General features: G+C 64.1%; 8 protein-coding genes. All 8 read left to right on the top strand.

Annotated features, from left to right (window positions below; translation table 11 throughout):
• Window positions 1–341: 341 nt before the first annotated feature.
• Window positions 342–713, top strand: coding sequence for a hypothetical protein (locus ACFSQR_RS04075; RefSeq protein ID WP_377728348.1), 372 nt, complete (start codon window positions 342–344; stop codon window positions 711–713).
• 319 nt (window positions 714–1,032) lie between these two features.
• Window positions 1,033–1,428: a hypothetical protein gene (locus ACFSQR_RS04070; protein ID WP_377728347.1), complete on the top strand. Its 396-nt coding sequence runs from the start codon at window positions 1,033–1,035 to the stop codon at window positions 1,426–1,428.
• Window positions 1,429–1,575: 147 nt separating this feature from the next.
• A complete protein-coding gene (locus ACFSQR_RS04065) occupies window positions 1,576–2,814 on the top strand; it encodes a TolC family protein (RefSeq protein WP_377728346.1) in 1,239 nt (412 codons plus the stop codon).
• Window positions 2,811–4,343 carry an efflux RND transporter periplasmic adaptor subunit gene (locus ACFSQR_RS04060; RefSeq protein WP_377728345.1) on the top strand — a complete coding sequence of 511 codons (1,533 nt, stop codon included), beginning with the start codon at window positions 2,811–2,813 and terminating at the stop codon, window positions 4,341–4,343. The genes ACFSQR_RS04065 and ACFSQR_RS04060 overlap by 4 nt, the downstream gene beginning before the upstream one ends.
• A complete protein-coding gene (locus tag ACFSQR_RS04055) occupies window positions 4,340–7,480 on the top strand; it encodes an efflux RND transporter permease subunit (protein ID WP_377728344.1) in 3,141 nt (1,046 codons plus the stop codon). Before ACFSQR_RS04060 ends, ACFSQR_RS04055 begins: the two co-directional genes overlap by 4 nt.
• A 243-nt stretch (window positions 7,481–7,723) precedes the next feature.
• The gene (locus ACFSQR_RS04050; protein ID WP_377728343.1) at window positions 7,724–10,420 is read left to right on the top strand and encodes a TonB-dependent receptor; all 2,697 of its coding nucleotides are present in this window, start codon (window positions 7,724–7,726) and stop codon (window positions 10,418–10,420) included.
• 70 nt (window positions 10,421–10,490) lie between these two features.
• Window positions 10,491–11,183 carry a PepSY domain-containing protein gene (locus ACFSQR_RS04045; protein ID WP_377728342.1) on the top strand — a complete coding sequence of 231 codons (693 nt, stop codon included), beginning with the start codon at window positions 10,491–10,493 and terminating at the stop codon, window positions 11,181–11,183.
• Window positions 11,184–11,191: 8 nt separating this feature from the next.
• Window positions 11,192–12,985, top strand: a complete 1,794-nt coding sequence (locus ACFSQR_RS04040) for a 2Fe-2S iron-sulfur cluster-binding protein (protein ID WP_377728341.1) — start codon at window positions 11,192–11,194, stop codon at window positions 12,983–12,985.
• Window positions 12,986–13,023: the final 38 nt, after the last annotated feature.

Genomic DNA, 13,023 nt, shown 5'->3' with positions numbered 1-13,023 from the left:
AGGCTAGGTCCCTGATGGCACTGGTGGTCGATTCTTACTGGAAGAGTCATGGCGGCGAGGCGCCGAAGGAGCTTCGTTCACGGCAAAACCCGCTTTTCCGTGGAGGAATGGGCCGGCTTCAAGGAGACCGTGCCCGAGGGGACCAATGTTGTGTGGCCCAGCGAGAAGCCGTTCGAGCGCATCGGCGCAGGACCAGAGCCAATGGGTAGGTTGCGGACAAAGATTTCATCCGTTTTTTTTCGAATCGCTGCTACAGTTCTAACCGCACGTTCTTGCGTTGATCCGACATTGGCAGGAAAAATCTTCATTTTCGCCGAGAGGCGCTTCAAGGGGCACCAAGAGTGAATAATCTACAGATTAAGAATGTGATGGCGTTTGTCCCGGCCGTGGATTTTCAGTTGAGCAGCGTATTCTATGAAGATATTGGCTTCACCAAGGCCATTGCGACCGCCAAATCCGCCCAATTTGTCATGCAGGATTACGGCTTTTGGCTACAGGACTACTATGTAGATGCATGGGCGGCGAACACCATGTTATGTCTGTATGTGGAAGACGTTCATGCGTGGGCCCTGCATTTGGATAGGCTCGATTTGCCTAAACGCTACGGCGGTACGGCCAAAGTACTCTCTGTCCCCCATATACAGGAGGAGGGGCTTATGATGCAATTTTGCGATCCCGCCGGCGTGCTGTGGCACGTGCGCGAAATGACCTGAAACCGCATAGTTGAGTTCGAATCCCACCGTCTCCGCCTGAACATCGTCGCTCTCGGGGACATTAAGAACCCGACGCTCTCCTGAGACGTCGGGATTTTTTTATCCTCGCAGGATTTCGAATTCGCTGTACATGGCTGTGCGCTGCCTGGCGTGCCGGCACCCGCGCGAATATAGGATGAATCGGAGCGAAGTATGTTTGATCTATATCAAGATAATTCGGAAAAGAATGTGATTGGCCGCTGCCATGCAACACCGTACGAGCCCCCTCTGCGACGCGGTTTGACAAGGCCATAGGCGCTCGGTAGGATTGCCGGAGATTATGAAAACCCGCCCGTCCAGGCTTCTCGCAGCCATCGTCACCCTGTTCAGCATGCTGTTCATGCAGCTTGCTGTTGCAGCGTATGAGTGCCCTGCGCTGGAGACAGGCCACGGCAAGACGGCGCTGCTTGCGGCGGATTCAAACGGTGACATGTCATCGTGTGCCGATGCAGACCCGGACCAGCCGAACCTCTGCCAAGCGCACGACCAGGCAGGCAACCAGTCGCTCGACAAGCCTGCTGCGCCGCTGCTCCAGCCGTTCATTGCGACCAGCGCATGGCGCCTGGTGCCGCCGGATCCCGCTCCACCTTACGCTTCCACTTCCCATCTCATCCCCTCGCTCGAACATGCGATCGCGCCCCCGCTGGCGATCCGCAACTGCTGTTTGCGCCATTAAGCTCCTGTCCGCCCGATCCTGATGCCGCGCGCAGTTTGCGCGCGAGCCTGATTGTCGCTTTCTGGAGTCGCTATGTTTTCCTTGTTACCCGCGTCCGCCCGGACGCCAAACACTGCCGCGCGTGCGATATGCCTGGCATGCCTGCTCATGCTTGGCGGCGCCGCTGCCGCCGATCCCGCACTGACGCTTGAACGCGCCCAACAGCTGGCCGTTGAACGCTCGTACTCGCTAAAGGGCAAGGACGATGCCCTCGCCTCGGCCCGCGAGATGGCCAGCGCTGCCCGGCAGCTGCCTGACCCGGTCCTCAAGGCTGGGATCGAAAACCTTCCGCTGGACGGTCCCGAGCGCTTCAGCTTGAACAAGGAATCGATGACGATGCGTCGCATCGGCCTGATGCAGGAGTTCCCGCGCTCCGACAAGCGCCGCCTGCGCGCCGAACTGTTCGAGCGCGAGGCGGACAAGGTCAAGGCCCAGAAGGCAGTGCAGATCGTAACGATCCAGCGCGATACGGCGCTGGCATGGCTGGACCTGTATTACGCGCAGGCGCAGGCCGCGCTGCTGGCCGAGCAGCTGGTGCAGGCACGCCTCGAGATCGAGGCAGCCGAGGCGGCGTACCGCGCCGGCCGCGGGCGCCAGGCCGACATCATCGATGCAAAGAAAATGCTGATCGAGATCGAAGACCGCCGCAGCCAGTCCACCCGGATGATCGCCAACGCCAGGGTCAGGCTGGCGCGCTGGGTGGGCGATGCGTCTGGCGGCACGCTGGCGCAAGCCCCGGTACTCGACCGCATCGCCTATCACCCCACCGAAATCGAAGACACGCTCGCCCATCATCCCGATTTGAACGTGATGGCATTGGACGAGGCGATCGCACAGACCAATGCACGGCTGGCGCGCGCGAACCGGAAGGCCGATTGGAGCGTCGAAGTGGCGTACCAGAAGCGCGGCAGCGCCTTCTCCGACATGGTCTCGGTGGAGCTTTCCTTGCCACTCCAGTGGGACCGCAAGAACCGTCAGGACCGCGAACTGTCCGCAAGCCTGTCGCTCGCCGCGCATGCGAAGGCGGAGCGCCAGGACGCAGAACGCGCCCACGTGGCCGAAGTGCGCGAGATGTACAACGAATGGCAAAGCAACAGCGAACGGCTGGCGCGCTTCCAGCGCGAGCTGCTGCCGCTCGCTGACGCTGGCACGCAGGCTGCGACCGCAGCATACCGTGGCGGCAAAGCCTCGCTGGCGGAGGTGTTGTCGACTCGCCGCGGCGAGATCGAAACCAGACTTCAGGTGCTGCAGCTGGAGGCCGAGACGGCCCGGCTGTGGGCTCAACTCAATTTCCAGTTCCCGCACGAGGGAACGCTGGCCGCTCAGCCGAACAAGGATGTCAAATGAAGAACCAGAAAATCGTCCTCGCGATGGTCGCCGCCGGTGTGCTTGCTGCGGGCGGATATGGCATGTACCGGATCGGCATGAAGCAGGGCATGCAAATGCAAAGCGCGCCGGCCGGCCAGCAGGCATCCGGAAAACCGGCGGAGCGCAAGGTCCTCTATTGGCATGACCCGATGGCGCCGGGCCAGAAATTCGACAAACCCGGCAAGTCGCCGTTCATGGATATGCCGCTGGTGCCGGTGTATGCCGACGAAGCCGCCGGTGGAAGCGCCGTCACCATCGACCCGCGCGTGCGGCAGAACCTGGGCATCCGCACTGAAGAAGTGTCGGCCGGCCCGATGGTGCCGACGCTGGAGGCGGTCGGCAACGTGGCGTATAACGAACGCGCGGTGGCACTGGTGCAGGCTCGCAGCAATGGATTCGTCGAGCGCCTGTTTGTCAGGGCGCCGCTCGATCCGGTCCGCAAAGGCCAGGCGCTGGCCGAAGTTTACATGCCCGAATGGGTGGCTGCGCAGGAAGAGTACCTCGCGGTCAGCCGCATGCAGGGCAACGGGGCGGAGGGCCTGCTGGACGCCGCTCGCCAGCGCATGCGGCTGGTGGGGATGACGGAGGACCAGGTCGCAATGGTCGCATCGAGCGGCAAGGTGCAGCCGCGCCTGACGGTGCGGGCTCCGGTGGGCGGCGTAGTGGCGTCGCTGGAGGCGCGCGAGGGCATGACCGTGTCCATGGGGACGCCGCTATTCCGTATCAACGGCCTGGATACGGTGTGGGTCAACGCCGAGGTGCCGGAAGCGCTGGCCGCACAGGTTCGCCCTGGCAGCACCGTCGCAGTGCGCGCGCCTGCGCTGGCAGGCTCGCTGCAGGGCAGGGTGGGGGCGCTCCTGCCCGAAGTGAATGCGGGCACGCGGACGCTGCTGGCGCGTATCGAATTGCCCAACCCGGGACACCGCCTGGTCCCGGGCATGTTCGCGAACGTCAGCTTTGCGCCGGCTGCGCGCGCCGGTGTGCTGACAGTGCCGACCGAAGCGGTCATCGTGACAGGCACCCGCAGCGTGGTCATGCTTGCACGTGAAGATGGCGGGTTCACGCCTGTCGACGTCGACACCGGGGCCGAACAGGGCGGCCGGACCGAAATCCTGCGCGGCCTGGAGGCCGGCCAGCGGGTGGTGGTATCGGGCCAGTTCCTGATCGACTCCGAAGCCAGCCTGCGCGGCACCGCAACCCGGATGGGAGCGGCACCGGCGCATGGGAAGAACGCACCGGCGGCGGGCACCCACCGTGGGGAAGGCAAGGTGGAGCTGGTCGAGAAAGACCACGTCACGCTATCGCACGGTCCCATTGCCAGCCTGAAGTGGCCTGCGATGACCATGGGGTTCAAGATCGCTCCGGCACGTCTGCCGAAGCAACTGGCGGTCGGCGATACCGTCTCCTTTGACTTGCACCGGACCAGCGAAGGCGATTACGAAATCGTCCGGATCCAGCCAGCGCAGGGCGGTGCACATGCGCATGGCGCAGCGAAGGAGGCCAAATGATCGCCAGACTGATACGCTGGTCGATCGGCAACCGCTTCCTGGTCCTGCTGGCCACGGCCATGCTCATCGCATGGGGCACCTGGTCGGTCCAGCGCGCGCCGCTCGATGCGCTGCCCGACCTGTCCGATGTGCAGGTCATCATCCGCACCGCCTATCCCGGCCAGGCGCCGCAGATCGTCGAGAACCAGGTCACGTATCCGCTGACCACGACGATGCTGTCGGTGCCGGGTGCGAAGAGTGTGCGCGGCTATTCCTTCTTCGGCGACTCGTTCGTCTATATCCTGTTCGAGGACGGCACCGATCCGTACTGGGCGCGCTCGCGCGTGCTGGAGTACCTGAACCAGGTTCAGTCACGCCTGCCGCAGCAGGCCAAAACCTCGCTCGGTCCGGACGCAAGTGGTGTCGGCTGGGTGTATGAGTATGCGCTGGTCGACCGCAGCGGCAAGATGGACCTGTCGCAACTGCGCGCGCTGCAGGACTGGTTCCTGAAGTACGAGCTGAAGACGGTGGCCAATGTCGCGGAGGTCGCAAGCCTGGGAGGCATGGTGCGCCAGTACCAAATCGTGCTGGATCCGGACAAGATGCGCGCCTACGGCATCGCGCACGGCACGGTGGTCGACGCGGTGCAAAAGGCGAACCAGGAAACCGGTGGTGCGCTGCTCGAGATGGGCGAGGCCGAGTACATGGTGCGCGCCAGCGGCTACCTCCAGTCGCTGGACGATTTCCGCAAGATTCCGCTGAGCGCCAGCGCGGCCGGCGTTCCGGTGCGCCTGGGGGACGTGGCGCGCGTGCAGGTCGGCCCCGAAATGCGGCGCGGGATCGCCGAACTGAATGGCGAAGGCGAAGTGGCCGGCGGCGTGATCATCATGCGCTCCGGGAAGAACGCGCTCGACACCATCGAGGCAGTCAAGGCCAAGCTTGAAACGCTCAGGTCCAGCCTGCCGCCGGGAGTCGAGGTGGTGGCGACCTATGACCGTTCGGGCCTGATCAAGGGCGCGATCCGCAACCTGAGCGAGAAGCTGATCGAGGAATTCATCGTTGTCGCGCTGGTGTGCGCGCTGTTCCTGTTCCACGCGCGCTCGGCGCTGGTGGCGATCATCACGCTGCCGATCGGGATCCTGGTCTCGTTCATCGTGATGCATTACCAGGGCGTGAACGCGAACATCATGTCGCTGGGCGGCATCGCGATCGCGGTGGGCGCGATGGTGGACGCGGCGGTGGTGATGATCGAGAACGCGCACAAGCACCTGGAAGCATGGCGCCATGCGCGCCCCGGCGAGGAGCTGGCGGGCGAGGAACGCTGGCGCGTCATCGGCGATGCCGCGGCCGAGGTGGGCCCTGCGCTCTTCTTCTCGCTGATGATCATCGTGCTGTCCTTCATCCCCGTATTCACGCTGGAAGCGCAGGAAGGGCGCCTGTTCTCGCCGCTGGCCTTCACCAAGACCTATGCGATGGCGGCGGCGGCCGGCCTGGCGGTCACGCTGATCCCGGTGCTGATGGGCTACCTGATCCGCGGGCGCATCCCGGACGAACACGCGAATCCGCTCAACCGCTTCCTCATCGCGCTGTACCGGCCCTTGCTCGAAGCGGTGCTGCGCTTCCCGAAAGCGACGCTGGTAGCGGCGGGCGTCATCGCCATCGTGACGATCTGGCCGCTGACGCGGCTGGGCGGGGAATTCATGCCGGCGATGGACGAGGGCGACCTGCTGTACATGCCGTCTGCACTGCCGGGACTTTCCGCCGGCAAGGTGGGCGAACTGCTGCAGCAGACCGATCGCCTGATCCGCACCGTGCCCGAAGTGGCAAGCGTGTTTGGCAAGGCCGGGCGCGCGGAGACCGCCACCGATCCGGCGCCGCTTGAAATGTTCGAAACCACGATCCGGTTCAAACCGCGCGACCAGTGGCGCCCGGGCATGACGACCGACAAGCTGGTGGAGGAACTGGATGCGGTGGTGCGGGTGCCTGGCCTCTCCAACATCTGGGTTCCGCCGATCCGCAACCGCATCGACATGCTGGCGACCGGTATCAAGAGCCCGGTCGGGATCAAGGTGTCCGGCTCCGACCTGAAGGAGATCGACCGCATCGCGGGCCAGGTCGAGCGGCTGGTAAAGCCCGTCCCCGGCGTCTCAAGCGCGCTGGCCGAACGGCTGGTCGGGGGGCGCTACGTCGATGTCGATGTGGACCGCGACGTGGCGGCGCGATACGGGCTGAATATCGCCGACGTGCACAGCCTCGTGTCGGCTGCAATCGGCGGCGACAACATCGGAGAGACCGTGGAGGGACTGCAGCGCTTCCCGATCAATGTGCGCTATCCGCGCGAACTGCGGGACTCGGTCGAGAAGCTGCGACAGCTGCCGGTACTGACGGCGCGCGGCGCGCAGCTGCGGCTGGGCGATGTGGCGTCGGTGCGCGTCAGCGATGGCCCACCCATGCTGCGCAGCGAGAACGCGCGCCTGTCCGGCTGGATCTATGTCGATATCCGCGGCCGCGATATGCAGTCGGTGGTGCGCGACATGCAGGAAGTCGTCGCGCGCGAAGTCACGCTCCCCGCCGGGTATGCGGTGTCGTGGTCCGGCCAGTTCGAGTACATGGAACGGGCCGCGGCGAGGCTGAAAGTGGTGGTTCCGGCCACGCTGGCGATCATCTTTGTGCTGCTCTACCTGATCTTCAAGCGTGCGGACGAAGCCGCACTGATCATGGCGACGCTGCCGTTCGCGCTGGCGGGTGGCATCTGGCTGTTGTGGATGCTCGGCCACCACGTATCGGTGGCGAGTGCGATCGGTTTCATTGCACTGGCCGGCGTCGCCGCCGAATTCGGCGTGATCATGCTGCTGTACCTAAAGCAGGCTTGGGATGACCGGCTGGCCGCGGGCCGCACCAGTGAGGCTGACCTGCGCGACGCCATCCGCGAAGGCGCGGTGCTGCGCGTGCGCCCGAAGGCGATGACGGTGGCGGTCATCATCGCCGGCCTGGTCCCGATTTTCATCGGTTCGGGCCCCGGATCCGAAATCATGCAGCGGATTTCGGCGCCGATGGTGGGTGGTATGGTGACCGCGCCGCTGTTGTCGATGCTGGTCATGCCCGCCGCCTTCCTGTTGATGCGGCGGAGAAGGGTGAACGAATGTGCTATTAGGTGACACTGGTATGCCAGCTTGACGGTACGTCCTACGGGCCACGGCGGAACGAGTGTGTCATTTCAAGCACGATTAGTAAAAAAAGTCCTTGCAACACATCAAGCGCGGATGTATTTTCAATTGTATAGACAAGTAAAGCGCGTAACAAAAAGATGTCTATGCAGGCGGAGCGTGTAAGAAGTGCAGGCTAGCAATTAATATGCCTGCAGTTCGATCACGGTTGATCGTTCGATTATTGGAGACCACATGTTCAAGCAGACAGCAACGGCCGTAGGTGTATTACTTCTGATTCAAAGCGTCCAGGCGCAGGAAACTGCTCCGGCAGCAGCCGCCGCCGGCGGCCAGATGTCCAAGGTGCAGGTGACGGGTAGCCGCATCAATGTGCGCCAGGAACAGATTTCCGGAGTGGGGCCAGTTACCGTGATCGACGCGGAGTCGATCCAGCGCTCCGGCGCCATTTCGGTCGAGACGCTGCTGCAGCGCCTCCCTTCGTCCGCCGGCACGGCGGGCAACCAGACCAGCGCCTACTGGACCAGTAACGGTTACGGCACCACGCAGGTCAACCTGCGCGGCCTGGGCATCGACCGGACGCTGGTGCTGCTGAATGGCCGCCGCGTCGTCAGCGGCGGTACCGGGGCCAACAGCTCGGTCGACCTGAACATGATTCCGGTGGCCATGATCGAGCGCATCGAAGTGCTGCGCGACGGCGCCTCCGCCATCTATGGCGCCGACGCGGTTGCGGGCGTGGTCAATATCATCACCAAGCGCAGCGTCGAGGGCGTCGAGCTGGCCACCCGCTACGGCAAGACCGCCAAAGGCGACGGCGCCGAGATGTCGGCCGACCTGGTGTGGGGCACCCGCACCGACCGCAGTTCGATGATCGCTTCGCTGAACTATTCCGAGAGCGAGGAAGTGAACCTGGCCAGCCGCGCACCGTGCGCGCTGTTCGAGGATGACGGCGAGCTGGTCTGTTCGGGCAGCTCGGCGACCATCGGCGGGCGCGCGCGCCTTGCCGACGGCACCCGCGTCAATTTCAACCAGGACCCGAACGGCAACCCACGCGGCTACGAGCCTTACTCCGCCGCCAAGCACGGCTACAACAGCAATCCCTTCCTGAACGCAGTCAACCCGATCAAGCGCATCGGCGTGAGCGCGTTCGGCAACCACATCGTGAACGACAAGATCGCTTTGTTCAGCGAACTGATGTTCACCAACCGCCAGTCGGAACAGCTCGCAACGCCGGGCGCGATCGGCGCCATGCGCCCGATCCGCATCGCGGCCTCGCACCCGACCAATCCGACCGGCCAGGACCTGACCCTGGAGCGCCGCCGTGTGGCCGAAGTGGGGCCACGTAACTTCTTCCAGGAGACCAACACCTTCCGTATCGTCGCTGGCGTGAACGGCGCACTCGGCGAAAAATGGGACTGGTCCGCTTCGGTCAACTGGGGCCGCAATACCGGCATCGACGGCATGACCAACATCATCAACCTGGACCGCGTGGACGCGACGCTGAATGCCGCGACCTGCGGCACCAGCGCCACCGCTGCGCCGTGCGGTAACTACCTCGGTTACGGCAACCTGTCGCAGGCTGTGCTGGATTACATCCATACCAACACCCGCGACACCGGCGGCAATGATCAGAAGAGCTTCGTGGCCAGCGTCAGCGGCGAGCTGTTCTCCCTGCCGGCGGGCGCAGTCGGCTTCGCGTCCGGCTTCGAATACCGCGAAGAGAAGGGCTGGCGCGATCCGGACAGCCTGATCGTGGCCGGCGCCGCCAACACCAATGCGCAGGACCCGATCGCCGGTGCCTACAGCGCGCGCGAAGTGTTCGCCGAGCTGCAGGTCCCGCTCCTCAAAGACGTGCCAATGGTGAAGTCGCTGTACCTGAATACGGCCGCACGCTATTCTGACTACAGCCTGTTCGGTTCGAAGAGCACCTACAAAGTAGGCCTCGACTGGCAGGTGATTCCATCGCTGAAGATCCGCGCCAACAAGTCCACGGCATTCCGCGTACCGAACGTGCCAGAACTGTTCGGCGGCGTCTCCGAAGGCAACCTGACCACCACCGACCCTTGCAACAACTGGAACACGCTCGATCCGAATTCGAACGTGTACAAGAACTGCCAGGCCAGCGGCCTGCCGGCCGGCTACCGCCAGCTGGGCACCTCGATCCTGACCACGGGCGGCGGCAACATCGACCTGCAGCCGGAAGACGCGGACACCTTCACGGTCGGCGCGGTGTGGACGCCTGCACGCGAGATGACCGTCACGCTCGACTATTTCAATATCGAGATCGACAATGCGATCGAAACGGTGCCGGGTTCGACCAAGCTGTCGGTGTGCTACAACACCCCGAACATGGCGCACATCTTCTGCAGCCCGTCGAGCTTCACGCGTGATCCGCAGTCGAAGGAAATCAACTTCCTGTCGTCGCAACCGTCCAACGCAGCGCAGCAGCGCGTGTCCGGCATCGACCTGGGCATGCTGTACGATTTCAGCCTGTTCGGGTGGCGTTCCTCGGTGTCGGCCGACGTGTCGCGCCTGACCCGCTACGACGTGACTCCGTTCCCTGGCGGCGACACGATCGAGTACGCCGGCAAGATCACCGGCGGCCGCGGCAGCTACGCCGAGTGGCGTTCCAGCGCGAACCTGACCCTGGCCAACGGCCCGTGGTCCGGTTCCTACAACATCCAGTACATCGGATCGGCTGACGACATCAACGCTTCGCCCGGGGACATCGGTGCGCGCGCGCCATCGGTGGCGTACCACAACGCCAGCGTGAAGTACGCGTTCAACCAGGCGCTGTCGCTGTCCTTCGGTATCGACAACCTGTTCGACAAGAAGCCGCCATACATCCAGAGCTGGACCGACGGTAATACCGACACCATGACCTACGACCTGCTCGGCCGCCGCTGGCACGTGCGCCTCGGTTATCGCTTCTGATAACTGACAGGAGCCGTCATTTCCACCACAGTGGGAATGACGGCGACAACTTCATGATCGGCAGGTAGAAATGCAAACATCGTTTTGGGTAAGGCGCGTCCATAAGTGGCTGGGACTCGTCGTAGGGGTGCAGGCGCTGTTGTGGATGATCAGCGGGCTGTACATGGTCGTGGTGCCGCTGGAAATCATCCACGGCGACCATCTCGCCCACCTTCACGGCGAGCCGCTGCAACCGGGGCTGGCCAGGATCGGCAGCGCGGAGCTGGCCCGGCAGTATCCGGGAATTACGGCACTCAAGTTGAAGACGCTGGGCGACCGCGAGGTGTATGAGCTCAGGCAGGACAAGCAAGTCACACTGGTGGACGCCGTGAACGGCGCCAGGCTCAGTCCGATTCCCGACTCGACGGTGCGTGCGCTGGCGCAGGCCGCGTACACCGGCGACGGCCCGATCACGAAAGTGGAGTGGATCACCAAGGCGCCGCAGGAAGTGGGAACCCGCCCCGTCCCGATGTGGGCAGTGCATTTCGACGACGCTGGTAAAACGACGTTCTACTACGCGCCCGACACCGGCGAACTGCTGGCGCGCCGCCATGAACTGTGGCGCTGGTTCGACTTCGTGTGGATGCTCCACATCATGGATTACGAGGCGCGCGAGGACGTGAACAATACGCTGCTGCGGGTCGCATCGATCACCGGCCTGGTGTTCGCGCTGAGCGGTGCATGGCTGCTGCTGTACAGCTTTAACCGGAGGAAGCGCACATGACGCCCTGGATGCGAAAGATACACAAATGGGTCGGCCTGATCATTGCGATCCAGTTCGTGCTGTGGCTGGCCAGCGGCGTGGTCATGAGCCTGTTCGATGCGGCCAAGGTCGCAGGCCGCGAGTTCCGCATCAAGCCTCCCGCCGCCGGCACCTGGCCTGCCAACGCGCAGCCGCTGGAGACGGTGGTGGCCAGCAGCAGCGCGCCGGTCAAGGTGGCGAGTTCCGGCTGGCTGCTCGACATTCCCGTTTACCGCCTGGTGAACGACAAGAGCGGCTGGATTGTCCGGGCCGATACCGGCAGCCGCCTCGACCTCGATCCCGCGCTGGTGACGAAACTCGCCCAGGCGTCCTATTCCGGACCCGGCACGGCGCAGGCGCCGCGGCTGCTTTCCTATAGTCCGGAAACGCGCAAGCACAAGGAGCCGGTCTGGCGCGTCGACTTCAGCGACAGCGACGATACCAGCGTCTATGTCTCGGCCCGAACCGGCAATGTGCTGGAACACCGCAACAGCACCTGGCGCGTGTTCGACTTCTTCTGGATGCTGCACATCATGGACTACGCGGAGCGGGAGAACTTCAATAACAAGCTGCTGGTCACCAGTGCGATCGGCGGCGTGTGGATGGCGCTGACCGGCGTCTGGCTGCTGTTCGCCAGCTTCCGGCTGTCCGAGTTCGTGCCGGCGAAGTGGCGCCGCGCTACGTCAGTCAACGTCTTTAGCGGCGATGGCGGCAAACTGTGTACCGTCCCGGCCAACCAGGGCGATACCGTATTCCAGGCGCTCGCGCGCCATGGCCTGCAGCTGCCTTCGAATTGCGGCGGTGGCCAGAGCTGCGGTCTGTGCGAAGTGCGCTGCCGCGGAACGGTTCCGGAACCGACCGCCGCGGACCGGGCAATGCTGTCGCCACAAAAGCTGGCGGCCGGCTACCGCCTGGCCTGCAACCTTCCGCTGCACGGAAGCATGGACATCGATGTGGCGAATGCCGATGCGCTCGCGGCCGAGTACGAGGCGACCGTGACACAGGTCAGGGCGGTGGCGCCATTCCTGCGCGAGATCACGCTGCGCCCGTCCGCACAGCTGGAATGCCGCCCGGGGAGCTACATCCAGGTGCATGTGCCGCAATATGTGCGCAGCGCCAGCGATATCCAGCTGCCGGACGAGCATCGCGACGACTGGAAAGGGATGGCCCTGCCGGATAGCTGGAATAGTCCGGTGCCGCTGCGGCGCTCGTATTCGCTGGCCATCCCGGTCGAAAAGGCCGGCGGGCAGCTGACGCTGCTGGTGCGCTTCATTCCAGGGCAGCAGCCTGGCCGGGGATCGAGCTACATGTACACGCTGAAGGAAGGCGACAAGGTGCGCTTCAGCGGCGCCTTTGGCGACTTTGCGATCAAGCCGGGCAATCGCGAGAAGGTTATCATCGGCGGCGGGGCCGGCATGGCGCCGCTGCGCGCGATGATCCACGCCATGCTCGATAACGGCGTGTCGGAGCCGGTCCACTTCTGGTACGGGGCCCGCAGCCATCGCGATGCGCCCTACGTCGACGAAATGAAGGCCTTCGCCGCCCGCCATCCGAACTTCAAGTGGCACCTGGTACTGTCCGACGAGGACGCGACGGCGCAGGACGTGGCGAAGGGCCTGGTGCATGAAGCCGCGCACGAGGCCTTGCTGCGCCAGCATCCGGACCTGGCGGCCTGCGACTTCTACCTGTGCGGTCCGCCGGCCATGCTGGAGGCCACCCGCAAGCTGCTGCGCGAGCTTGGCGTCAGCGACGAGCACATCGCGTTCGACGACTTCAAGGTGTGATCGAGCACCGTTAAGCGACAGGGGGTTGTTCCCGAGGG

This window comes from Pseudoduganella sp. GCM10020061, from assembly GCF_042683405.1.
Classification (GTDB): Bacteria; Pseudomonadota; Gammaproteobacteria; order Burkholderiales; family Burkholderiaceae_D; genus Telluria.
This window is presented reverse-complemented; position numbering and strand designations above follow the sequence as displayed.